The sequence below is a fragment of the Polaromonas sp. DSP2-3-2b2 genome (assembly GCF_049895905.1).
Classification (GTDB): domain Bacteria; phylum Pseudomonadota; class Gammaproteobacteria; order Burkholderiales; family Burkholderiaceae_C; genus Polaromonas.
In genome coordinates, this window is the sequence record NZ_JAFCTH010000013.1 from 39,616 (window position 1) to 63,526 (window position 23,911).

A 23,911-nucleotide genomic window follows, 5' to 3' on the forward strand; every position below is an offset into this window, starting at 1 on the left:
GAAGCTGCAGACAGTGCTGTAGCACGGCAAGGCGAAACAACGACATATCGGTTTGATCCGGAAATGAAATCAGCTGTTTACCTGCGCCCACAGCTTGTCCAGCCGCTTGATGCTGACCGGTTGTGGTGTGCGCAGCTCCTGCGCGAAAAAGCTGACCCGCAACTCCTCCAGCAGCCAGCGGTATTCCTGCATGCGCGTATCCACCAAGCCCTTGCGCTCGACGAGCAGCCGCCAGTAGCGCTGCTCGTGCGGCCGCAATTCGGCCAGGCGGGCGGCGTCACGGGCCGGATCGGCGCGCCACTTCTCCAGCCGCAGCGTGATCGCCTTGAGGTAGCGGGTGAAATGCTGCAACTGGCCGTAGGGCGTGGCCGTCAGGAATTTCTTGGGCATCAGGCGCTGCAGCTGCTGCGCGGCGTCCTGCGCCGCCTCCAGCGCGTTCTTGGTGTCCTTGATCTTTCGCTGCGCCACGGCGAACTCCGTCAGGATGCCGGCCGCCATCCGCGCCACTTCGCTGGCAATCAACGTCAGGCGGCCGCGTCCCTCCTCCACACGCTTTTTGAAATCAGCCTCGCAGGTCGGCAGGGGTTCGAGCAAAAAGGCCCGGCTTAGCGCGACCTCAATGATCTGCTGGCGCAGCTCGTCCACCGTGCCGCCGCCCGAGTTGTCGGCGCTGCGGCCCACCAGCATGTAGGACGTGATCATTTTCAGCAGGTCGGGCAGGTTTTTTTCCAGGTACTTCAGCGCGTCCCTGATCTGCAGCGAGAACAGCCGCCGCAGGCCGGCACGGTGCTTGACGGCGGCGGCATCGGGCTCGTCGAAGACCTCGATGGTCACAGCATCGCCCAAGTCGATCAGCGCCGGAAAGCCGATCAGGGTCTGCTTGCCCTTGCCGATTTCCATCAGTTCGGGCAGTTCGCCAAAGCTCCAGCTGGTGTAGCGATCCGGAACCTTCGCCACTATCTTTTCAGGAGCTGCCTGCGCCCGTCCTGCTTGCGCAGAATGCCTATTTGATGCTCTATTTTGGTCTGAAGCACCGGCCGGGACGGTGTCAAGCGCAGGCGGCGCCGCCCGGCCCAGGTTCTTCAGCCCCGCCAGCGCTTGGAAAGCGCCGCGCGCCTGCGAGCCCAGTTCGCCCTTGAGCGCGCCCAGGTTGCGGCCCGCGCCCAGCTGGCGGCCGTGCTCATCGACTACCCGGAAGTTCATGAACAGGTGCGGCGCCAGCATGTCGAGCTTCAGATCGCCGCGCTTGATGTCGAGCGACGTGGCATCACGCACCCATTTCAGCACTGCGTCGGTCAGCGAGCCCGCGCCGAATTTCTCCGCCGCCATCAGCTCCTGCGCCATGCGCGCGGCGGTGTCGGGCAGCGGCACCAGTCGCGAGCGCGGGCGCTGGTGCAGGGTCTTGATCAAGGCCTGGATCTTGTCCTTGAGCATGCCGGGCACCAGCCATTCGCAGCGCTCCTCGTTGACCTGGTTCAGCGCGAAGATTGGCAACTCAACCGTCACGCCGTCGCGTGCGTCGCCGGGTTCATGCAGGTAGGTCGCCAGGCAATCGACACCGCCCAGCCGCAGCGTCTTGGGAAACGCCTGCGTGGTGATGCCGGCCGCCTCGTGGCGCATCAGCTCGTCCTGCGTCAACAGCAGCAGCTTCGGCTGCGTCCTCACCTCGGCCTTGAACCAGCTCTCAAAGCCGGCGCCGGTGCAGATGCCGGCCGGCAGCTGCTGGTCGTAAAAGGCGTAGATCAGTTCGTCATCGACCAGCACGTCCTGCCGGCGCGCCTTGTGCTCCAGGTCCTGGACATGGGTGATCATCTTTTCGTTGGAGGCCAAAAAGGGCAGTTTGGTGTCCCAGTTGCCGGCCACCAGTGCCTCGCGGATGAAGATTTCGCGCGACGTGACCGGATCGACCCGGCCGAAGTTGACGCGCCGGCCGTTGTACACCACCAGCCCGTGCAGCGTGGCGCGCTCCAGCGCCGTGACCTGCGCGGCTTTTTTCTCCCAGTGCGGGTCGAGCAGCTGCTTTTTCAACAGATGGCCGCCGACCTGCTCGATCCACTGCGGGTCGATGTTGGCAATGCCCCGGCCGAACAGGCGCGTGGTCTCGACCAGCTCGGCCACCACGATCCAGCGGCCCGGCTTCTTGCTGAGCTTGGCACCGGGGTGGCGGTAAAAGCGGATGCCGCGCGCGCCCAGGTACCAGTCGTCTTCCTCGCTTCTCAGGCCGATGTTGCCCAGCAGGCCGCACAGCAGCGACAGGTGCAGCTGCTCGTAGCTGGCGGGCTGGGTATTCAAATGCCAGCCCTGCTCACCCACCACCGCCTGCAGCTGCGAATGGATGTCGCGCCATTCGCGCACCCGGCGGATGTTGACGAAGTTCTCGCGCAACAGGGTTTCGTACTGGCGGTTCGTCAGTTTATGGGTCGCGTCATGGCCGCCGCGCGAATCGCCCAGCCATTTCCACAGCTTCAGGTAGCCAACAAACTCGCTTTTCTCGTCGTCGAATTTCGTATGCGCCTGGTCGGCCTGCGCCTGCTTGTCCATGGGACGGTCGCGCACGTCCTGCACGCTGAGCGCGCTGGCAATCACCAGGACTTCATCCAATGCCTGCCGGTCCTTGGCTTCCAGGATCATGCGGCCGACGCGCGGGTCCAGCGGCAGCTTGGCCAGCGTCCAGCCGACCGGCGTGAGTTCGTTGTCATCGTTCACCGCGCCGAGTTCGGCCAGCAGCTGGTAGCCGTCGGCAATCGCGCGGCCCTGCGGCGGCTCGATGAAGGCAAAGCTTTCAATCGTTCCCAGGTGCAGCGACTTCATGCGCAGGATCACCGACGCCAGCGAGCTGCGCAAGATCTCGGGGTCGGTAAAGCGCGGCCGGCCTGCAAAGTCGGGCTCGTCGTACAGCCGGATGCAGATGCCGTCGGCCACCCGGCCGCAGCGCCCTGCGCGCTGGTTGGCGGCCGACTGCGAGATCGGCTCGACCATCAACTGCTCGACCTTGTTCCGGAAGCTGTAGCGCTTGACGCGCGCCGTGCCGGCGTCAATGACGTAGCGGATGCCCGGCACGGTGAGCGACGTTTCAGCCACGTTGGTCGCCAGCACAATGCGCCGGCCGCTGTGGCCGTCGAAAATCCGGTCCTGCTCGGCCTGGCTCAGGCGGGCAAACAGCGGCAGGACCTCGGCATTGCGCGTCAGCGGCTGGTGCGCCAGGTGCTTGCGCAGGTGGTCGGCGGCTTCGCGGATCTCGCGCTCGCCGGGCAGGAAAATCAGGATGTCGCCGGCGCTGTGCGGACTCATCCAGAGTTCATCGACCGCATCGGCCATCGCGTCGTTCAGACCGTAGTCGCGCGATTCCTCGAACGGACGGTAGCGCTGCTCGACCGGAAACATCCGGCCCGACACCATGATGACCGGCGCCGGCCCTTTGGCCGAGGCAAAGTAATCGGCAAAGCGCTGCGCGTCAATCGTCGCCGAGGTGATGACCACCTTCAGGTCGGGCCGGCGCGGTAGCAACTGGCGCAGGTAACCCAGCAGAAAATCGATGTTCAGGCTGCGCTCATGCGCCTCGTCAATGATGATCGTGTCATAGGCGCGCAGCAGCGGGTCGGTCTGCGTTTCGGCCAGCAGGATGCCGTCGGTCATCAGCTTGACCGAGGCATCGCGGCTCAGCCGGTCCTGGAAACGCACCTTGTAGCCAACCACGTCGCCCAGCGGCGTTTTCAGCTCTTCGGCGATGCGTTTGGCCACGCTGGACGCGGCAATGCGGCGCGGCTGGGTGTGGCCGATCAGCTTGCCCTGGCCGGGCGGGTAGTTGAGCTTGCCGCGCCCCAGAGCCAGGGCGATCTTCGGCAGTTGCGTGGTTTTGCCCGAGCCGGTTTCACCGCACACGATGATGACCTGGTGCGCCGTGAGCGCCGCAGCGATGTCGTCGCGCTTGGCGGAAACCGGTAGCGACTCGGGAAAGGTGATGGCCAAAGGAGACAAGGAAGGAAGCAAGGCAGGCCCAGCAGTCAAAACTGCTGATTATCGGCGCTCTGCCTGTTCAAGGCTTGGCTGGCGGGCTTTCGAGCGCCGGGCAGCCCGCCGACGTAGGGGTACTCCCTTACACTGACTGCAATTTTTTGTTTGCGGGGAAATGCAGCCAGCACCGAATCCGGCATGGCCCGACGTTTCCCCAGTTCCAGCCCCAGCCCCGAACCCCGAAAGCGCACCATGTCCACGGTCTTCAATTTCACCTTTGTGCCCTGGTTTCGCTCGGTGGCGCCCTACATCCACAAGTTTCGCAACCAGACCTTCGTGGTCGCCATCTGCGGCGAGGCGATTGCCGCCGGCAAGTTGCCGCACCTGGCGCAAGACCTGGCCATGATCCAGAGCATGGGCATCAAGGTGGTGCTGGTGCATGGCTTCAGGCCACAGGTCAACGAGCAGCTGCGCGCCAAGGGCCATGAAGCCAAGTATTCGCACGGCATGCGCATCACCGACGAAGTGGCGCTGGACTGCGCGCAAGAAGCCGCCGGCCAGCTGCGCTATGAAATAGAGGCCGCCTTCAGCCAAGGCCTGCCGAACACGCCCATGGCCGGCTCGACGATTCGCGTGATCTCGGGCAACTTCATCACCGCCCGGCCGGTCGGCATTGTCGATGGCGTGGACTTCCAGCATTCGGGCCTGGTGCGCAAGGTCGATGTGGCCGGCATTTCCCGCACGCTCGACTTCGGCGCGATGGTGCTGATCTCGCCCTTCGGTTTTTCGCCGACCGGCGAGGCCTTCAACCTGACGATGGAAGAAGTCGCCACCAGCGTGTCGATTGCGCTGCAGGCCGACAAGCTGATCTTCGTCACCGAGATTCCGGGCATCCGGAGCAAGCCCGACGAGCCCGTCAGCGAAGACAACCCCATCGACACCGAATTGCCGCTGGCCGCCGCCGAAAGCCTGCTGGCCCAGGTGCCCGCCGGCCAGCGCCCGAGCGACACGGCGTTTTACCTGCAGCACTGCGTGAAGGCCTGCAAGGCCGGGGTGGAGCGCAGCCACATCATCCCGTTTGCCATCGACGGCGCGCTGCTGCTGGAAATCTATGTGCACGACGGCATCGGCACCATGGTGGTCGATGAAAAGCTCGAAGAACTGCGCGAAGCCACCGCCGACGACGTGGGCGGCATCTTGCAGCTGATCGAGCCGTTCGAACAGGACGGCACGCTGGTCAAGCGCAGCCGCACCGAGATCGAGCGCGACGCCGACCACTACACCATCGTCGAGCACGACGGCGTGATTTTTGCCTGCGCGGCGCTCTACCCCTACGCCGAAGCCAAGACCGCCGAGATGGCCGCGCTGACGGTGTCGCCGCAAAGCCAGGGCCAGGGCGACGGCGAGAAAATCTTGAAGCGCATCGAGCAGCGCGCGCGCGCCGCCGGCCTGCAAAGCATCTTCGTGCTGACCACGCGCACCATGCACTGGTTCATCAAGCGCGGCTTCGTGCAGGTAGACCCGGACTGGCTGCCCGACGCTCGCAAGCGCAAGTACAACTGGGACCGCAAGAGCCAGGTGCTGGTCAAAAAGCTGGGCTGAGCATGAGCCATTGCACCGCCGGGTGCGCCCTGCCGCCCGACAGGCAGGATTGCGGTCTGGCGCAGCGGATCTATCGAATTCTATTTTGATAGCAGCAAGCGCATACAGGACATGCGCAAACACCGGTTTTTGCTCAAAATTTCTTGCTGCACAAGCCTGACTACAGAAAAATAGAAAAAATCCGATAGACCAGCACGCCGGATTCTTATAGGCTGACGCTTCCATTTTCTGGAGCTCGCCATGAACCCGAACGTACAAGTCCCTGCCGCGCTCGAAGTCCGCATTCCCTGCGGCGACACCTGGCTCTACGGCGACCTGACGCTGCCAAGCGGCGCCTTTGGCGTGGTGCTGTTCGTGCATGGCAGCGGCAGCGGCCGGCACAGCGCGCGCAACCGGCTGGTGGCGCACAAGCTGCAGCAGGCCGGCATTGCCACGCTGCTGTTCGACCTGCTCACCGCGCAGGAAGAGCAGACCGACATTCACACCCGCGAGCACCGTTTCAACATCGCGCTGCTCACCCGCCGCCTGCAGGACGCGACCACCTGGGCCGTGGCGCAGCCCGGCCTGCAGCAGCTGCCCGTCGGCTACTTCGGCGCCAGCACCGGCAGCGCCGCCGCCATCATTGCCGCCGCCCGGCTGGGCCGGAGAATTGCCGCCGTGGTGTCGCGCGGCGGCCGGCCCGACCTGGCTGGTCCGGTGGCGCTGGCGGCCGTCACCGCGCCGACGCTGCTGATCGTCGGCGGAGCCGACCACGGCGTCATCGAACTCAACGAGGATTCGCTCGCGCACCTGACCTGCGAAAAGCGCATGACGATCGTCGAGGGCGCAACCCACCTGTTTGAAGAAAAAGGGGCGCTGGAGGCGGTGGCCGAACTGGCGGCTTCCTGGTTCGGCACCCATCTGGCCCACCGGGAACCGGGAAACGCGCCAGCCATCAAAGCCTGAAGAAGGAATTCACCATGCATGAAATCACCTTGCCGCTAAATGATCGCCGCCATGCCGGAAGGGTGCTGGCGGACCAGCTGGCCCACTACGCCGGCCAGGCCAACCTGCTCGTGCTCGGCCTGCCGCGCGGCGGCGTTCCGGTGGCCTTTGAAGTGGCGCGCGCGCTGCAGGCGCCGCTGGACATTTTCGTGGTGCGCAAGCTGGGCCTTCCCGGCCACGAGGAATACGCCATGGGCGCGATCGCCAGCGGCGGCGTTCGCGTCATGTCGCCCTTGCCTGGCCTGGACGTCGCGCCCTCAGCAATCGCCGAGGTCGTGGCCCGCGAGCAGGATGAGCTGGTGCGGCGCGAGCAGCTTTACCGGGGCCAGCGCCCGCCGATCAGCCTGGAAGGCCGCACGGTCATCGTGGTCGATGATGGCCTGGCCACCGGCGCCAGCATGCGCGCGGCCGTGCTGGCCATCCGGCAGCAGCGCCCTGCCCGGCTGGTGGTGGCCGTGCCGGTCGGCGCGCAGGACAGCTGCCAGGCGCTGCGCGAAGATGCCGACGAGGTGGTTTGCGTCGCCATGCCGCATCCGTTTCGCGCCGTCGGGCTCTGGTACAAAACCTTTGGGCAGACCAGCGATGAAGAGGTCATCAGCTTGCTCGATGAAGCCCGCCGCACGCATGAAGAGGCGCTGAAGGCCAACCTGGTCCGGGAAAAAGCCTGGCAACAAAACCCGTCGCCCGAGCCGCAGGCAGGCCCTCCTCAACCCGCCAACGCCCTGATCCATAGCCTGCAGCAGCATTTGCAGCCGCTGGACGGAGATGAAAACGACTACGACGCGCTGCTCGAACTGATCGGCCCGGCGCGCTTTGCCCTGCTCGGCGAAGCGTCCCACGGCACGCAGGAGTTCTACCGCGAGCGCATCGCCATCACGCGCCGGCTGATCACCGAGAAAGGCTTCACCGCGATTGCCGTTGAAGCCGACTGGCCCGACGCCTGGCGCGTGAACCGCTATGTGCGCGGCCTGGGCAGCGACGCCGATGCGGAATCGGCGCTATCGGGATTCAAACGCTTTCCGGCCTGGATGTGGCGCAACACCGAGGTGCGCGACTTTGTCGAATGGCTGCGCGACTTCAACACCGGCCGCAGTCCTGACACCCAGGCCGGGTTTTACGGCATCGACCTGTACAGCCTGTTTTCATCGATACAGGAAGTGCTGGCCTACCTGGACCGGGTCGATCCCGAGGTCGCGCAGCGCGCCCGCGACCGCTACAGCTGCTTTGACCATGCGGGCGGGGACAGCAACGCCTATGGCTACGCTGCCAGCTTTGGCATGGCGCCGAGTTGCGAGGATGCGGTGGTGCAGCAGCTGCGCGATATGACCCGGTGCGCGGCCGAACTGCCGCACACGCCCGGGCTGAAGCACGACGAGGCCTTCCATGCCCAGCAAAACGCCCGCCTGGTGCGCAACGCCGAGGAGTACTACCGCACCATGTTCCGCGCCAGGGTGTCGTCCTGGAACCTGCGCGACAGCCACATGGTCGAGACGCTGCAGGCGCTGGACCGGCACCTGGGCGCCGCCGGCACGCCGCCGCGCATCGCCGTGTGGGCGCACAACTCGCACCTGGGCGACGCCGGCGCCACCGAGATGAGCGACCGGGGCGAATGGAACGTCGGCCAGCTGATGCGCGACCGCTATGGCGCGGACGCCGTGCGCGTCGGTTTCAGCACCCACCATGGCTGGGTGACGGCAGCGTCGGATTGGGACAAGCCGCCGCAGCGCAAGCGGGTGCGTGACGGCCTGCACGGCAGCTGGGAAGACGTGTTCCACCAGACCGGCACGAAACGCTTTTTCCTCGCCCTGCGCGACCATGCCGCGCTGCGCCAGCTGGCCGAGCCGCTGCGGCTGCAGCGCGCCATCGGCGTCATCTACCGGCCCGAAACCGAGCGCCAGAGCCACTATTTCCACACCCGCCTGGCCAGCCAGTTCGACGCCATGATCCACATCGACGAAACCAGCGCGCTGGAGCCGCTGGACAAAGGCCCGGTCTGGAGCGCTGGCGAAGCGCCCGAGACCTTCCCGTCGGGCATCTAGCAAGCCGCTCAGGCGACGGTCGGCAGCGCTTGCCCGAAGTGCTTCAACACGCCCTGCCCGGCCGCGCGGCCGGTGGCGAAGCAGGACGTCAGCAGGTAGCCGCCGGTGGGCGCTTCCCAGTCGAGCATTTCCCCGGCGCAAAACACCGGCGGCCTGAGGTCGGCCGGTGCGGTGATGCGCAGGTTCGCATCCAGAGCCTCGAACCGGACGCCGCCGGCGCTGCTGATGGCTTCGTCGATGGGCCGGACCGCCACCAGCCGCAGCGGCAGCGCCTTGATGCCGGCGGCCAGCTTCACCGGGTCGGCCATCGCTTCCTTGCCCAGCAGTTCGTAGAGCATGCCGGCCTTGATGCCGTCCAGGTTCAGGCGGCTTTTCAGATGGCTTGACAGCGAACGCGAGCCGCGCGGATGGCGCACTTCGACCAGCACCTGTTCGGGCGTCTTGTCGGGCAGCAGGTCGAGCAGCAAGGTCGCGCTGCCCTGGGCCGCGATCTCGTCCCTCAGCAGGCTGGACGCTGCATAAATCAGGCTGCCTTCGACGCCGGTCGCCGTGGCGACGAATTCGCCCTTGCGGCTGAAAGCGCGGCCTTGCGAATCGGTGAAACGGATCGCCACCGACTTGAAGGGCTGGCCGGCAAAGCGGCTGGCAAAGTGTTCGCTCCAGCCCGGCTGGGGCTGCGGCGCTTGGCCGACCAGTTCGCGGAAGAAATCGCGCCGGGTCTCGCCGTGGCCGGCGGCGTCCAGCGCGGGCCGGGCCGCCACATCAAAGCCGCAGTTCGACGGCTGCAGCGGCGCCACCGCCACGCCGCGCTCTTGCAACAGCGGCACCCACGTGCCGTCGGAGCCCAGGCGTTTCCAGCTGCCGCCGCCCAGCGCCAGCACCACGGCGTCAAACCGGGCCAGCACCTCGCCGGCGGGCGTTGAAAATTTCAGCGCGCCGTCCTCGGCCCAGCCCAGCCAGCGGTGCCGCATGGAAAACCCCACGCCTGATTGGCGCAGGCGGTGCAGCCAGGCGCGCAGCAGCGGCGCGGCCTTCATGTCCGTGGGAAACACCAGCCCCGAACTGCCGACAAAGGTTTCCACGCCCAGTGCTTCGGCCCAGGCGCGCAGTTCGGCCGGGCCGAAGTCGGCCATCAGCGTCTGCAGCGGCCCGCTGTGCTCGCCGTAGCGCTTGAGGAAAATCTCCGCTGGCTCGGAATGCGTCAAGTTCAGCCCGCCCTTGCCGGCCAGCAGGAACTTGCGGCCGACCGAGGGCATGGCGTCAAACACCTGCACCGAAACCGCAGGGCCGGCGCTGGCCAGCGCTTCGGCCGCCATCAGGCCGGAGGGACCGCCGCCAATGACGGCAACGCGCAGCGGCCGGGCCGGGTTCAGGGTAGGGCTGGCAAGAGAGTCGATGGTGTTCACAGGAAAAATCCGTCCGCACGAAGGTGCATTTCGAGGTCAAAAAAGGGGTGGCCATCAGGGGCAAGCTACCCGGCGCATCCTATCAGCTCTGTTTTTAATAGCTGTAGGTGGCCGTCCATAGTGCGCAAAGAGGTCATTTAGCTTGTAAATCAAGCATGGGCCATCGTCCAGAAAACAATGATGGCCAAAACGCCGCGTGCGGGAATGCATCGCATCTGACTCACGATTCCACTACCGTACCCAGCCCTGTCAGGAAGGCCGCTTTCACCGTGGCGCCCGGATAGATTCGCTGCACGGCGGCTCGGTAGATCCGCATCTTCACGATCAGCTCGGGCTGCAGTTCGGGTTCGGGGGCCGACTTGTAGTCGAGCACCCACCACTGGCCTTCATGGCCTGCGTCCTTGCGCCTGACCAGCCGGTCGAGCCGCAAGGCCTGGCCCTGGAACACCAGGTCCACTTCGTTGCCCTGCCAGGCCAGCAGATCTTCTTGCCAGGCCCAGGCACCGTCGCCCTGGATGATGCGTTGCGCCAGCACGGACGCCTCGGCTGCCTGCGCCGGACTGAGCCGGAATTCGCGCGCCACCGCGCCGGCATGCTCGGCCGACGACGGCCCGCCCCATTCGAGCAGGCGGTGCATGGCTTTGCCGATGCGGGCATTGGCCGGGTCTTCGTCCGCCGGTGTTTCTGCTGCGGGTTTGGGCGGCCGGGTGTCGGGCAGCGCCGCAAACTCGGCCAGATAAAACACGCCGGGCGCATCCGGACTGTTGGCCGGCACGCCGTTGGGGCTCGGCGCGGCCAGCGGCGGCAGCAAGCCCTGCATGCGCTGCCACCAGCTGTCGGTGGTGGTGCGGTGCGGCTCGATCGACGAAATCGCCAACGTATGCCGGGCGCGCGTCATGGCGACATACAGGGCATTGAGTTCCTCGCGCTTGCGGGCCGCCTGCTCGGTGGCCAGCGCTTCCTGCGCGCAGGCCGGCGGCTTGCCTTCGCTGACCAGGAACACCAGCTTGCGCGGCTCGGTGGCTTCGCCGGGCCAGTCGATCAGCACACCCATGCTGTCGGCATTGCGCTCCACCGTGTCGGTGTCGAGCAACAGCACCGCTTCGGCTTCCAGGCCCTTGGCGCCGTGGATGGTCAGCAGCCGGACCGCCTCGTCGTTGGCCGCCGCCGGCGCCAGCAGGCCGCCGGCCTTGAGCGCGCGCACCAGGCCGTAGGGCGTGGCATAGCGTCCGCCATCGCGCCCCAGCGCCACGCCGAGCAGTGCGCGCAGGTTGGCGAGCACCGCCAGGCGCCGAGTGGCGGGCGCCGCAGCCGCAAAACGCGCCAGCACATCCCCATCGTCGTAGATGCTTTGGAGCGCATCGTGCGGCGGCAAGCTGTCCAGCCAGCCTTTCCATCGGTTCAATATGGCCGCCAGCCCTTGCAGCTCGGGCGCCAGCAGCTCTGTTTTTTGTAGCAGGTCGTGCCACGGCAGCTTGTGCTCGCGTTGCAGCAGCGCGATCTGCACCAGGCTGGCGTCCGCCAGGCCAAACAGCGGCGAGCGCAGGGCACGCGCCAGCGACAGGTCGTTGTGCGGCGACACCAGCACGTCGAGCAGCGCCACCATGTCGAGCACTTCGCAGCAGTCGATCAGGTCGGTTTTCTCGCCGATCTGCGCCGGGATGTGCAGCGAGCGCAAGGCTTCCTGCACCGGCAGCAGGCCGGCCCGCTTGCGCGACAGCACCATCACGCTTGACGGCTTCAAGCCGCCGGCGATCTGTTGCGAAATCCAGGCGGCGGCTTGGCGGGCTTCGAGCGTTCGCAGCGTTTCCTCGGGCAGCTCACGCGGCGTGGTCAAGCTGTCGCGCCAGCTTGATTCCGGCGATGCCTGCGCGTCGGCATCGGCCTTCAGCCGGGGAATCGCCGGCAGGCAGCCGGTGGCGCCGGCCTTGCTTGAGTCGGTGCTGTGGTCGCGAAAGCCGTCGTAGCCATCGACCTCGCGGGCATGGCCCATGACGGCGTTCACCGTGCCAATGACCGCCAGCGCATTGCGCCGGGTGTGGTCGCAGCTGAGCAAATCGCCGCCCAGCCCCTCAACAACAAAAGCTTGAGCGGCGCGAAACACCTGCGGCTCGGCGCGGCGAAAGCGGTAGATGCTCTGCTTGGGGTCGCCGACCAGGAACACGCTGGGCGCCGCGCCCGCGCCGCCATAGCCGCTGAGCCAGCTTGAGAGCGCCTGCCACTGCAGCGGATTGGTGTCCTGGAACTCGTCGATCATCAGGTGCTTGATGCGCGCGTCCAGCCGTTCCTGCACCCAGCCGGCCAGCACCGGGTCGCTGAGCAGGACCAGCGCGGCGCGCTCGACATCGTTCATGTCCACCCAGCCATGCTCGCGCTTGAGCTGGGTGTATTGCGCGATCAGCAGCCGGCTCAGGCGCGCCATGCGCTGCTGGTGCAACCAGGCTTCATGCTGCTGGCAGGCCGCCTGCACGCGCAGCACCAAGTCCTGCGCCTGGCGTACGGTGTCGATGCCAATGATTTTTTCGCCGAACTTGCGCGGCGTTCCCTTGTCGGTCAGCAGCGCGCAAAAAATGCCGGGCAGGTCCTGGTCGTGCAAGGCCTGCTCCAGTTCGGCGCCCTTGGCTGAAAACGACGGCGCACTGGCGCGGCCCAGCACCGTGGCGGCCTGGACCAGCAAGGCGTGGCCAGCGCCGGCAGGCGCCAGGCAGTCCTGCGGCGCGGCCAGTCCGGCGAACTCCGGAAACTGCAGCGCGAAGGGCTGAACCGACGCATCGACCACACCTTTTTCATCGGCCAGCACAAACTCGGTCCGCTTGTCGAGTGCGGCCTTCAGCGCCTTGTCGGCCTGGAAGCGGCCGTGGTCCAGCACCAGCGCCTCAAAGTCGGCCTGCAGCGCCGGCTCGCCGGCCAGCGCCGCATAAAAGCGCCGCCACACCAGCGCCCGGGCCGGCGCATCGTCTTCCAGCAGCTGGTAGTTCACCGGCATGCTAAGGCGGTGCAGCACCGCCACCGGCGCGCTGCGCAGCAAGGCGGCAAACCAGCCATGAAAGGTGCGTATCTGCACCGAGCGGCCGCCAGCCAGCATGGAACGGTATAAATTTGATAGCTGCCGGCGCATGTCGGCATTGGCCTGCAGGCTCTTTTGGCTTGAAACGCCGCGCATGATGAGTTCCTGGCGCAGGGTTTCATCGTCGGCATGGGTGAACTTTTTGAGCCATTCGTCAAGCCGCTCGCGCATTTCGCCGGCCGCCTTCTTGGTGAAGGTGATGGCGAGGATTTCATGCGGCCGCACCGCTTCACGCGGACTGCCATCGGCATGGTCCGGTGCATTGGCGCCGTCCAGCAGCGCCCGCACGATGCGCGAGACCAGCATCCAGGTCTTGCCCGCACCGGCGCAGGCCTCGACCGCCACACTGCGGCGCGGATCGCAGGCGATGGCGTAGAAGGCGTCGGCGGAAACCGGCTGGCCGTTGCATTCGTAAGCGGCGGTCACAGGGCAGCTCCATCGTTTTGTCGCGCGGTGGACGTGGGGGCCAACGGATGCTGCGTGTCGGCGCCGTGTCCGTGCAAGTTCCCGTCGTGGAACTGGCTTCGCCAGGCCGCAGGCGGGGCGGCCCCCTCGGGGGGCAGCGAACCACACGCAGTGGGGAGCGTGGGGGCTTCACCCTCACTCCAGAAGTCTTTGCGGCACAAGCCGCGCGCCGCGCAATAGGCGCAGCCCTTGCCTTCGCCCAGCGCGGGCAGCGCGGCACCCTGCGCGATGCGTTGCATGTCCAGCAAGATGCCGTCGATCAGCGCATCGCGAAGTTCCACGATGTCGGGCTGGTCGTAGGTGCGGGTCGGCTCCTTTTCGCCCAGGTTGACATAAGCCGCCGCCAGCGTGTCGTCGGCGCTCAGGGCCGCATAAAAGGCCAGCTGGGTGTCCTCCAGACCGTTTTTGACGCGTTCGGCGGTGGTGGCGCGCGGCTCGGTCTTGTAGTCGATCAGCAGCAGTTCGCCGCCCGGCTGCCGGTCGATGCGGTCGATCTGGCCGATCAGCGTCAGCTCGCCCAGCGGCATTTCACGCCACTGCTCGGCGCTGTCGAAGCGGGCGCCGGCGGCCTCGTGCGCGGCCAGCCAGGCCAGGTAGCCGTCGCGCACCGGCCCCCAGGCGGCGGCGAACGGCAAGAATTCGCTGCTGCTCAGGCCGAGCTTTTTCGTGGCTTGCTCAGCCGCTACATTAATCATAGCTATCCGTGTAGGCTGGTCCTGCGCAGGAGCCTCTTTCAATGCTTCATGGAAGGTGCAGAGCAGGCTGTGCAGCCAGTTGCCAAAATCGCGCTTGCCGAGTTCGCTTTCCAGCTCGTCCGATTCACTCAGGCCGAGCTGGCGCAGCGCAAAAAAACGGTAGGGGCAGGCGCGCAGGTCGCCATAGCTGCTGGCCGACAGCCGCGTGACCGGCAGCGCCTCGCCGCTGGGCTGCGGCCGGGGCGTCGGGCAGGCGGCCACGGCGCGCAGGCTGCGCGGGTCGGTGGCCAGGTCCGATGGAAGGTTGCGGCCCAGCAGCAGTTCCTGCACGAAACCACTGGGCATCAGGTGCTCGCCGGCTTCGCTGCGGCGCCACAGCAGGTCCACATGCAGCAGCTGCAAGGCATAAGCCCAGGCACGCCGCGACACCCGGGCCAGCGCCTCGCGCGATGGCAGGCCGAGCAGCTCGCGCTGGCTGGGCGTCCACTGGCCTGGCGGGTCGGGCGACACCGGCAGGCGGATCTCGTCGCAGCCGGGCAGCACGACGGCCTGCATGGCCCGGCCCAGCAACTGCGCCAGCGGCAGGATCACGACCAGTTCGTCCGTCGGATGCTCGGGAGAAAACGTTTGCGCTTCCAGCGCCTGATTGACCCAGCTGGTGAATTCCCTGAGCTTCATGACCGGGGCATCGGCAAACTCGCTGTCGGCGCCTTCGTGCAGGCGAAGCGTCTCCAGCACCCGCTGGCCGGCCTCGTCGCGCGCAAGCCCTTCCCATTGGCCGGCCGATTGGAGGGCGGCGCGCAGGTCGCGCAGCCAGGCGGCCAGCAGGCGCGGGCGAACCAGACTATCACGCAGCCGGTTTACCTGCAGCGCCAGCGGCTGGGCGGCGGCCAGCGACTCCAGCGGCGCCGCCGGCAGGTCGCGCCACGCCCGCATGCCGAACTTGCGCAGCTCGGCTTCAGCTTTCGTGACGCTGGCGGCGGCAAAGGCCGGCGAATGTTTCAGCCAGTCAAGCACGGCGTCGGTGGACGCATCCCAGGGCAAGGCGTGCAGCAGGCTCATCAGGCTGGCCGCCGCGCGCGAGGTGGACAGCTTCCAGCCGGTTTCATCGCGCATGGGAATGCCGCGCTCGGCCAGCATCGCGGCCACGCGCCGGGTCAGCTGGCGGTCCTGCGCGATCAGCGCCACCGGGCTGCGGCCTTGCGCCAGGTGCGCCAGCACGCAGGCGGTGGCGCGGCCGGCCTCGTCTTCGGCGTCAAGCGCGGCATGCAACGCCGGCAGCGGCGCGCCGGAGGCATCAGGCTCGTCCTCGGGAAGGCACAGCGCAATCGACAGCGCCCGCGCGCCCAGATGCAGCCTCAGCGCCTCGGTCACCGGCTCGGCCTGGAAACCCTCGACCACCACCAGCAGCGCCGGCTCGGCCCGGAACAATCGGTCCGACGCGTAGCCCGAGGCCGCGACCCAGGCCAGCGCGATGCGCCCAACGGCCGCTTCGAGCGCCAGCACCGGCGAGTCCAGGCCGACGCCCAGCGCCTCGGCCACCGACTCGCTCCAGGCCTGGCGTTCAGCGGGCAGCACGGCGGCGGCCACGCGGGCGAGGCTCCAGGCGGCCTCGACAAGCCGGCCAGCCAGCGCATCCTGCTGGGCTGTCAGACCAGCTTGGCCAAGCAGCGCGGCGGCGGTCAGCATGTCCACCGAAACGTCCATTCGCAGATCGACGCCCGAGGGCGTGAACATGCCCAGCGTGCCGCCCAGGCCGCTGGCCCAGTTCATGGTGGTTTCAAAACGCGGCACGAAAAAAGTGCCGCCGGCATTTTCAGCCCAGGTCTGGCGCGCCTGCTGGATCAACTGGGCGTAAGGCAGCAGCACGACCACCTCGGAAGGATGAAGACCGCGCGATGCAATGGTCTCGGCCAGCCGCTGCATGGCTTGCTGCCAGCAGCGGGCGAAAAGAGAAGAAGAAATGGTCATGGAGGGAAAAACGAGGTTTTTTTCAATCAACAAAACAGCAGCCAGTGCTCCGGAGCGGCCATCTATCGGCGCAATAGCGGCCCGCCAGCGCCCGTGGCCCTTGTTTCTGCCACAATAAACGCAACGTTTCTCACACTTTCTTATCGTAACCAGACCCAAGGAGCCGTCATGGCCAATGAACTAATCAAACATACCACCGATGCCACCTTTGACGCCGACGTGCTCAAGTCCACCACCCCCGTGCTGGTCGATTACTGGGCCGAATGGTGCGGCCCCTGCAAGATGATTGCGCCGATCCTTGACGATGTGGCCACGGGTTACGAAGGCAAGCTTAAGATTGCCAAAATGAACGTGGATGAGAACCGCGAAATCCCCGCCAAGTTCGGCATTCGCGGCATCCCGACGCTGATGATCTTCAAGGACGGCGAACTGGCCGCCACCAAGGTTGGCGCGCTGAGCAAGTCGCAACTAACCGCCTTCATCGACCAGCAACTGGCTTGAATCGTTCACGCAGCCGGAAAAAGCCCTGGCGGCTTGTTCCGGCTGTTTTTATTTATCCTCTCCTTTTTTTACCCTCCCCAACGTCCTTTCCCTGCTGACGCCCCTGGCAAACCCCAGCGTCAACGCGTTAATTTCCTGTCATAATTAGTCTTATTCACCCGACGGTTGCTGCCAGCGGGTTCGAGTTTCCGGTTTGTTAGCCTTCTTTTCAAGAAGCGGCTTCTTTTCAAACCTCCCCCCGTTTTTTCTAAATCAACTCCGCGAGGAGTCATCCCATGCACTTAAACGAACTCAAGGCGCTGCACGTGTCTGAAGTCCTCAAGCAGGCCGAAGCCCTTGAGATCGAAAACGTCGGCCGCATGCGCAAGCAGGAATTGATGTTCGCCATCATCAAAAAGCGCGCCAAGACAGGTGAAACCATCGTGGCCGATGGCGTGCTGGAAGTGCTACCCGACGGTTTCGGCTTTCTGCGCGCGCCCGATTCAAGCTACACCGCCAGCACTGACGATATCTACATCAGCCCCAGCCAGATCCGCCGCTTCAACCTGCACACCGGCGACATGATCGAAGGCGAAGTCCGCACGCCCAAGGACGGCGAGCGCTACTTTGCGCTGAACAAGCTCGACAAGATCAACGACGGCCCGCCGGAAGACAACAAGCACAAGGTGATGTTCGAGAACCTGACGCCGCTGTTCCCGCGCGAGCAGTTCAAGTTAGAGCGCGACATCAAGGCCGAGGAAAACCTCACCAGCCGGATCATCGACATCATCGCGCCCATCGGCAAGGGCCAGCGCGCCCTGCTGGTGGCGCCGCCGAAGTCCGGCAAGACGGTGATGATGCAAAATATCGCCCACGCCATCGTTGCCAACTACCCCGAAGTGGTCATGATGGTGCTGCTGGTCGATGAGCGGCCCGAAGAAGTGACCGAGATGCAGCGCAGCGTGCGCGCCGAAGTCATTTCATCGACCTTTGACGAACCCGCCGCACGCCACGTGCACGTGGCCGAAATGGTGATCGAGCGCGCCAAGCGCCTGGTCGAACTCGGCAAGGACGTGGTAATTTTGCTGGACTCGATCACCCGCCTGGCACGCGCTTATAACAATGTATTGCCCTCATCGGGCAAGGTGCTGAGCGGCGGCGTCGATGCCAACGCATTGCAGCGGCCCAAGCGCTTCTTCGGCGCCGCCCGCAAGATCGAGGAAGGCGGCAGCCTGACCATCATCGGCACTGCGTTGATCGACACCGGCAGCCGCATGGACGAAGTGATCTTCGAGGAATTCAAGGGCACCGGCAACTGCGAAATCCACCTGGACCGCCGGCTGTATGAAAAGCGCGTGTTCCCGGCGATCAACCTCAACCGCAGCGGAACCCGCAAGGAAGAACTGCTGCTCGCGCCTGAAATCCTGCAGAAATCGCGCATCCTGCGCCAGTTCATGTACAACATGGACGAAATCGAATCGATGGAGCTCATGCTGAAGAACATGAAGGCCACTAAGAACAACCACGAGTTCTTCGACATGATGCGCCGGGGCGGCTAAAAATGCGATAATCGCTGGCTTCATGGAAAGTGCCCGGAACGGTTTCGGGTGGCTACCAAAACGATGAAAAAGGAAAAATCATGAAAGCAGGAATTCACCCCAACTACCGCGAAGTTTGTTTCATGGACTTGTCCAACAACTTCAAGTTCGTGACCCGCTCGTGCGTGAACACCAAAGAAATGGTGAAGATGGAAGACGGCCGCGAACTGCCGCTGTACAAGCTCGATACGTCGAGCGAATCGCATCCGTTCTACACCGGCACGCAAAAATCCGTGGACAACATGGGTGGCCGCGTTGAGCGCTTTCGCAACCGCTTTGGCAAGACCACCGCCAAGGAAGCAACTCCCGAGGCTGCACCGGTCGCTGCCGAGTAAGCTGCACAAGCTTCTGCCCGCCAGCACGAAAAGCAGCCTGAAATTCAGGCTGCTTTTTTTTTCGGCTAAATTTCCTGCTTCCGGCGTATCGCATCCGGCCCATTCGGCCATCGTCCATCATCAAGCTGTTTTGAACAAACCCTCCCCTGCCATCATTGCCCAGTCTGCCGTGCGGCGCCTGCCGCGCCGGGCGCTGCTGCTGTTTTGCGCGGCCTACATCCTGCCGGGCTTCCTCGGGCGCAGCCCATGGAAAAACGAGGACATCGCGGCCTTTGGCGTGATGCGCGAACTCACCTCCTCCGCAGCCAACTGGCTGCAACCGCAGCTGCTCGGCCAGGTCACCGGCTTCGATGCCTTGCTGCCCTACTGGCTGGGTGCGTTTGCCATCAAGCTGCTGCCCTTTCTCGATCCCGCCATGGCGGTGCGCATTCCCTACATGGTGCTGCTGGCGCTGACACTGCTGGCCAGCTGGTACGCGGTGTATTACCTGGCCCGAAGCCCGCAAGCCCAACCGGTGGCGTTTGCCTTTGGCGGCGAGGCCAACCCGGTGGACTACGCCCGGGCGATTGCCGATGGCGGCGTGCTGGCGCTGATTGCCAGCCTGGGCCTGGCGCAGTTCTCGCATGAAACCACGCCGGCCCTGGCGCAACTGGGTTTTACGTCGCTGACGTTCTATGCCATGGCATCCAGCCCTTACCGCCGTGCCACGCGGATTGCAGGTCCGGCGCTGGGCCTGCTGGTTGGTCTGGCCGGCCTGGCCTTGAGCGGCGCGCCGACGCTGGCGATGCTGCTCGGCGTGGGCGGCACGCTGGTGGAATGGTCGCACACGCGCAACCTTTCATCGGGTTCAAACGCCGCAAGCCGCAAGCAGTCCTGGCACTGGGTGCTGCTGATTGCCAGCACCACGCTGGCCGTCGCGCTGTTGAGCTCAGGGCTGGATTTGTGGCGCTGGCGGATCGAGCTGCCCGGCACCGGCGGCCAGCCGGCCTGGACCGACTGGAAAAGCCTGGGGCGCCTGCTGCTGTGGTTCACCTGGCCGGCCTGGCCGCTGGCGCTGTGGACGCTGTGGCGCTGGCGCCGGCAACTCTCCAGTCGCCATGTGGCGTTACCGATGTGGTTTGCCGGCATGGCCGTGGTGTCGGCACTCACCACCAATGCATCTGACCGCAGCCTGCTGCTGAGCCTGCCGCCATTGGCAGCGCTGGCCGCCTTTGCCCTTCCCACGCTCAAGCGCAGCGTGGCATCGCTGATCGACTGGTTCACGCTGCTGTTTTTCACCACCTGCGCCATTGCCATCTGGGTGATCTGGATTGCCATGCAAACCGGCGTTCCCCGGCAACCGGCAGCCAATGTCGCCAAGCTGGCGCCGGGGTTCGAGCCCAGTTTTTCGCTGATTGCCTTTACAGCAGCGGTGGCCGCCACGCTGGCCTGGGCCTGGCTGGTGCGCTGGCGCACCGGCGCGAACCGGGCCGCCGTCTGGAAATCGCTGGTGCTGCCTGCCGGTGGCGCCACCCTGTGCTGGCTGCTGCTGATGACGCTCTGGATGCCTTTGCTGGACTATGCTCGCAGCCTGGGGCCGCTTTCGCGCCAAGTGGCCAGCCTGGTTGACAAGAAAAGCTGCGTTGAAATCTTTGGCGTCAACAGCGCCCAGGCAGCGGCCTTGCAGTACCACGGCCAGCTTGAGCTGCGCCAGGCAACGCTGCGGGCAAGCTGCCCTTACCTGGTGGTCGATGTCACGGCCCAGGCGCGCCTGGGCAGCGCGGTCAACCTGCCCGACTGGGCTTTCCAGGCCACGGTGCGCAAACCGACCGACAAGACGGAAAACATGCTGGTGTACAAGCGGGTCAGCCTCGGCGCGGCGCCCGGACTGGCGGACGCCCCGCGCCGCCCATGAGCGAACTGCGGCTCATCAGCCGCCACGCGGGCACCATTTTGGTTGGCCAGCTGGCGGTAATGGCCTTCGGCGTTGCCGACACGGTGATTGCCGGGCGCCACAGCGAGGCGGCGCTGGCCGCGCTGTCGGTCGGCTCGGCGCTGTACATCAGCGTGTATGTCGGCTTGATGGGCGTTGTACAGGCGCTGCTTCCCATCTGGGCTGAAATGCTGGGCGGGCGCAAGCATGCAGCCGTTGGCCAGTCATTGCGGCAAAGCCTGTACCTTTGCGGCCTCATCAGCATCGCGGGCATGGCAGTCCTGCTGTTTCCGGGACCGCTGCTGCGCTGGGCCCAGGTGCCTGTGCCAATGCAGGACGAAGTTCAGCGCTACCTCGGCGTGCTGGCCTTTGCCTTTGCGCCTTCGCTGCTGTTCAAGCTCTACGCTACCTTCAACCAGTCCCTGGGCAAGCCGCGCCTGGTCACCTGGCTGCAGATCGCCGCGCTGGCCATCAAGATTCCCCTGTCGGTCTGGTGGGTCGCGGGCGGTGCCGGCGTTGACGCCATGGGCGTCGTCGGCTGTGCCTGGGCAACCCTGGTCGTCAACTACGTCCTGCTGGCGCTCGCCATGGTGATGCTGCGCACGCAGGACATCTACCGGCCCTTTCAGTTCTGGCAGCGCATCGAGCGGCCCGACTGGCGCCAGCTCGCCGCCTTCCTGCGGCTCGGCCTTCCGGGCGGTCTGGCCTACCTGGTGGAAGTCACATCGTTCACCCTGATGGCGCTGTTCATCGCCCGGCTGGGAACCGTTGCGTCAGCCAGCCACCAGATCGCAGCCAGCGTGGCCGCCGTGCTGTACATGATGCCGCTGTCGATGGCGGTAGCCTGCAGCGCCCGCGTGTCCTTCTGGCTGGGCGCGGGCCGCCCGGACTTGGCCAGGCACGTTGTTTTTATAGGTTTTATGCTTTCTACGCTTGTTGCGCTTGCCTTTGCAGCTATTATTTATATAGCATCACCGACGCTGGCCGGCTGGTATTCGGCAAGCCCTGGCGTCGTTGCCATGGCCTCCGGACTGCTGACTTGGGTGGCGGCCTACCATGTCGCCGACGCCATACAGGCGCTGTGCGCCTTTTTGCTGCGCTGCTACCGCATCACGATCGCTCCGCTGGCGCTGTATGGTGTGCTGCTCTGGGGACTGGGCCTGTATGGCGGCTACCAGCTGGCCTACGTCGGTCTTGCCGGGAACCCGGCCGCGCAGGCCGCAGGCAGCTTCTGGGCGGCCAGCACCGTAGCGATCAGCCTGGTGGCCAGCGCGCTGTTGGGTCTGCTGCTGCATGCGGTGAAGCGCAGCCAGCGGGGCTATGCTGCCAGCCTTCAGGCCGGCTGAAGCTGCCGGCGTATCCGGGCCGCAGGAAAAATGATGCAAAAGCACGAACCCTGCCCCACATGGCTTTCAATCTTCAGTTCGGCCCCGTGCCGCTGCGCGACATGCTTGACGATGGCCAGGCCCAGGCCGGTGCCGCCGGTCTCGCGTGAGCGGCTGCGGTCCACCCGGTAAAACCGTTCGGTCAGCCGGGGCAGGTGCTCGGCTGCAATGCCCGGCCCTGAATCCCGGACGCAAAACCTGCCGCGTCCATCAGGCAGCAGCGTCCAGGTGACGCGGATCAGGCCGGACTCGGGGGTGTAGCGGACGGCATTCGTCACCAGGTTAGACAAGGCGCTGATGAGTTCGCGCCCAATGCCGGAGATGTCGCTGGCCGGGCCGGCATCGAACAGCAGTTGATGGCCCTGTGGCGACATCAGGCCGGACAGTGCCCGGGCTTCCTGCTCGCACTGCGCGAACAGCGAAGCAGTCGCCGTCCATTCCTGCGTGCCGGGCAGCGGACTGCCCTCCAGCCGCGACAGCGTCAGCAGATCGTCCACCAGACTCTGTATGCGCTGCGACTGCTGGGCCATCAGCGCCAGGTAGCGGTTGCGATCAGGCTTTTTCAGGGGCAGGTTTTGCAGTGTCTCGATGAAACCGGCCACCACGGTCAGCGGCGTGCGGATTTCATGCGACACATTGGCGACAAAATCACGCCGCATGGCCTCGGCCTGCTCCAACGCGGTGATGTCGCGCGACAGCAGCAGTTTTTTCTCCTTGCCATAGCGATGCGCATGCACCGACAACCTGATTGGCCGCACGACTGTGCTGAAATTTCCCGGGATCACCACTTCATGCGAGAAACTGGCGGCCGTCAGGTAGGCGCTGAAGGCCGGATCGCGCACCAGGTTGGCAATGTGCTGCTGGAGGTCGCGCTTGGCATCGAAACCAAAATGCTGGGCAGCCGTCTGGTTACACCATTCGATACGCCCTTCTTCGTCGAGTAGCACCACGCCGTTGGGCGAAGTCTGCAAGGCTGCCAGAAGTTCATCCAGCCTGGCCTGACTTTCGCGGGACTGCTCATGGCGGTTTTTCAACAGGCGGCGCACACGGTCAGCCGCCTCGCCCCAGACGCCGGGCAGGCGCGGCTGCGAACCGGCCATCAGCACCGGCGATTCGTTACTTTGCTCCGAGCGCAGCCAGTTCAGGAGTCGCCGGGCGTAAAAACTGTCCATGAGCTGCCAGCCGACGGCGCCTAGCAACAATCCCCAGGCCAAGCCTTCGTGGGACGCAAGCCACCAGCCCGGGAAACCGCCCGCCAGAGCGAAGGCGGCTAAAACGATCCAGCGGCCGATCATGACTCCAGGGATGCCCTGGCTGCAGGGGTTTTCGCCATGATTCCGGTCAGCCGGTAGCCCGCGCCCCGGACGGTTTCCACCATCGCGCCGGCCTGCCCAAGGGCTTCACGCAGGCGCTTGACATGCACATCAACCGTACGTTCCTCGATGAACACATGGTCGCCCCAAACCTTGTCGAGCAGGCTGGCGCGGCTGTGGACCCGCTCCGGGTGCCTCAGCAGGTAGTGCAGCAGCTTGAATTCGGTCGGCCCCAGCTTGAGTTCCTGGCCCTGCAAGGCAACGCGGTGCGTGGCAGCATCAAGCGCCAAACCGCCCACGGTGACGCTGTCTCCCTGCGACTCTGGCGCGCGGCGGCGCAACACGGCGCGGATGCGGGCCAGCAGTTCCTGCGTCGAAAAAGGCTTGGTGATGTAGTCGTCGGCGCCGGCGTCCAGACCCGCGACCTTGTCGGGCTCGTCGCCGCGCGCAGTCAGCATCAGGATGGGAATGCCTTTGGTGCGCTCTTGCTTGCGCCAGTGGCGCGCCAGGCTCAGGCCGCTCTGGCCGGGCAACATCCAGTCGAGCAGTATCACGTCGGGCAGTTCGGTATCCAGCTCGCGCTGGGCGGCCACGCTGTCGTAGGCCAGCACCGGCGTGAAGCCACCATGCTTGAGGTTGACCTGGATCAGTTCGGCAATGGCCGGCTCGTCCTCGACGATCAATACGCGGGGCAGGTGCTTCACG

15 protein-coding genes are annotated in these 23,911 nt (G+C 65.5%); 8 read left to right on the forward strand and 7 right to left on the reverse strand.

Going from position 1 to position 23,911, the window contains the following annotated elements:
* Window positions 1–69: 69 nt before the first annotated feature.
* Complete coding sequence (gene hrpA / locus ACP7AD_RS12255; RefSeq protein ID WP_426147759.1) at window positions 70–3,978, reverse strand: ATP-dependent RNA helicase HrpA; 3,909 nt, start codon at window positions 3,976–3,978, stop codon at window positions 70–72.
* Between the two features lie 26 nt (window positions 3,979–4,004).
* Window positions 4,005–4,223, reverse strand: a complete 219-nt coding sequence (locus ACP7AD_RS12260) for a hypothetical protein (RefSeq protein WP_426166156.1) — start codon at window positions 4,221–4,223, stop codon at window positions 4,005–4,007.
* Between ACP7AD_RS12260 and argA the strand changes: the two genes are divergently transcribed.
* From argA to ACP7AD_RS12275, 3 genes are all read left to right on the forward strand, one after another.
* Window positions 4,207–5,556 (forward strand): amino-acid N-acetyltransferase, encoded by a 1,350-nt coding sequence (gene argA / locus ACP7AD_RS12265; protein WP_426147756.1) that lies wholly within the window; start codon window positions 4,207–4,209, stop codon window positions 5,554–5,556. The two genes, ACP7AD_RS12260 and argA, sit on opposite strands and share 17 nt — an antisense overlap.
* Window positions 5,557–5,796: 240 nt before the next feature.
* The gene (locus ACP7AD_RS12270) at window positions 5,797–6,501 is read left to right on the forward strand and encodes a dienelactone hydrolase family protein (RefSeq protein ID WP_426147754.1); all 705 of its coding nucleotides are present in this window, start codon (window positions 5,797–5,799) and stop codon (window positions 6,499–6,501) included.
* A gap of 14 nt (window positions 6,502–6,515) precedes the next feature.
* Entirely contained in the window at window positions 6,516–8,579 is a 2,064-nt protein-coding gene (locus ACP7AD_RS12275; protein WP_426147753.1) for an erythromycin esterase family protein, read from the forward strand.
* 8 nt (window positions 8,580–8,587) lie between these two features.
* Here the strand turns inward: ACP7AD_RS12275 and ACP7AD_RS12280 are convergent, their stop codons facing one another.
* The 3 genes from ACP7AD_RS12280 to ACP7AD_RS12290 form a co-directional block, all read right to left on the reverse strand.
* Window positions 8,588–9,985, reverse strand: coding sequence for a TIGR03862 family flavoprotein (locus tag ACP7AD_RS12280; RefSeq protein WP_426147752.1), 1,398 nt, complete (start codon window positions 9,983–9,985; stop codon window positions 8,588–8,590).
* 220 nt (window positions 9,986–10,205) lie between these two features.
* Window positions 10,206–13,478 carry a UvrD-helicase domain-containing protein gene (locus ACP7AD_RS12285; protein ID WP_426147750.1) on the reverse strand — a complete coding sequence of 1,091 codons (3,273 nt, stop codon included), beginning with the start codon at window positions 13,476–13,478 and terminating at the stop codon, window positions 10,206–10,208.
* Window positions 13,475–16,183, reverse strand: coding sequence for a PD-(D/E)XK nuclease family protein (locus ACP7AD_RS12290; protein ID WP_426147749.1), 2,709 nt, complete (start codon window positions 16,181–16,183; stop codon window positions 13,475–13,477). The genes ACP7AD_RS12285 and ACP7AD_RS12290 overlap by 4 nt, the downstream gene beginning before the upstream one ends.
* Before the next feature lie 168 nt (window positions 16,184–16,351).
* Between ACP7AD_RS12290 and trxA the strand changes: the two genes are divergently transcribed.
* The 5 genes from trxA to ACP7AD_RS12315 all read left to right on the forward strand — a co-directional run bounded on the left by trxA (window position 16,352) and on the right by ACP7AD_RS12315 (window position 21,854).
* Window positions 16,352–16,684, forward strand: coding sequence for a thioredoxin TrxA (gene trxA / locus ACP7AD_RS12295; RefSeq protein ID WP_196864622.1), 333 nt, complete (start codon window positions 16,352–16,354; stop codon window positions 16,682–16,684).
* Window positions 16,685–16,959: 275 nt separating this feature from the next.
* Window positions 16,960–18,222 (forward strand): transcription termination factor Rho, encoded by a 1,263-nt coding sequence (rho, locus tag ACP7AD_RS12300; protein WP_029524947.1) that lies wholly within the window; start codon window positions 16,960–16,962, stop codon window positions 18,220–18,222.
* A gap of 80 nt (window positions 18,223–18,302) precedes the next feature.
* The gene (locus ACP7AD_RS12305) at window positions 18,303–18,596 is read left to right on the forward strand and encodes a type B 50S ribosomal protein L31 (RefSeq protein WP_426147746.1); all 294 of its coding nucleotides are present in this window, start codon (window positions 18,303–18,305) and stop codon (window positions 18,594–18,596) included.
* A 130-nt stretch (window positions 18,597–18,726) separates the two neighbouring features.
* Complete coding sequence (locus tag ACP7AD_RS12310) at window positions 18,727–20,490, forward strand: hypothetical protein (RefSeq protein ID WP_426147744.1); 1,764 nt, start codon at window positions 18,727–18,729, stop codon at window positions 20,488–20,490.
* Window positions 20,487–21,854 (forward strand): MATE family efflux transporter, encoded by a 1,368-nt coding sequence (locus ACP7AD_RS12315; RefSeq protein WP_426147742.1) that lies wholly within the window; start codon window positions 20,487–20,489, stop codon window positions 21,852–21,854. The genes ACP7AD_RS12310 and ACP7AD_RS12315 overlap by 4 nt, the downstream gene beginning before the upstream one ends.
* Here ACP7AD_RS12315 and phoR read toward each other — a convergent pair.
* Together phoR and phoB are read right to left on the reverse strand one after the other, a co-directional pair.
* Entirely contained in the window at window positions 21,842–23,188 is a 1,347-nt protein-coding gene (gene phoR / locus ACP7AD_RS12320) for a phosphate regulon sensor histidine kinase PhoR (protein ID WP_426147740.1), read from the reverse strand. The two genes, ACP7AD_RS12315 and phoR, sit on opposite strands and share 13 nt — an antisense overlap.
* A complete protein-coding gene (phoB, locus tag ACP7AD_RS12325) occupies window positions 23,185–23,910 on the reverse strand; it encodes a phosphate regulon transcriptional regulator PhoB (RefSeq protein WP_426147738.1) in 726 nt (241 codons plus the stop codon). The genes phoR and phoB overlap by 4 nt, the downstream gene beginning before the upstream one ends.
* Window position 23,911: the final 1 nt, after the last annotated feature.

Excerpts from the sequence above, each read along its gene's own strand:
- argA (WP_426147756.1), top strand. The coding sequence starts at position 4,207 with ATGTCCACGGTCTTCAATTTCACCTTTGTGCCCTGGTTTCGCTCGGTG.
- ACP7AD_RS12270 (WP_426147754.1), top strand. The coding sequence starts at position 5,797 with ATGAACCCGAACGTACAAGTCCCTGCCGCGCTCGAAGTCCGCATTCCC.
- ACP7AD_RS12275 (WP_426147753.1), top strand. The coding sequence starts at position 6,516 with ATGCATGAAATCACCTTGCCGCTAAATGATCGCCGCCATGCCGGAAGG.
- ACP7AD_RS12290 (WP_426147749.1), bottom strand. The coding sequence starts at position 16,183 with ATGACCATTTCTTCTTCTCTTTTCGCCCGCTGCTGGCAGCAAGCCATG.
- trxA (WP_196864622.1), top strand. The coding sequence starts at position 16,352 with ATGGCCAATGAACTAATCAAACATACCACCGATGCCACCTTTGACGCC.
- rho (WP_029524947.1), top strand. The coding sequence starts at position 16,960 with ATGCACTTAAACGAACTCAAGGCGCTGCACGTGTCTGAAGTCCTCAAG.
- ACP7AD_RS12305 (WP_426147746.1), top strand. The coding sequence starts at position 18,303 with ATGAAAGCAGGAATTCACCCCAACTACCGCGAAGTTTGTTTCATGGAC.
- ACP7AD_RS12315 (WP_426147742.1), top strand. The coding sequence starts at position 20,487 with ATGAGCGAACTGCGGCTCATCAGCCGCCACGCGGGCACCATTTTGGTT.
- phoR (WP_426147740.1), bottom strand. The coding sequence starts at position 23,188 with ATGATCGGCCGCTGGATCGTTTTAGCCGCCTTCGCTCTGGCGGGCGGT.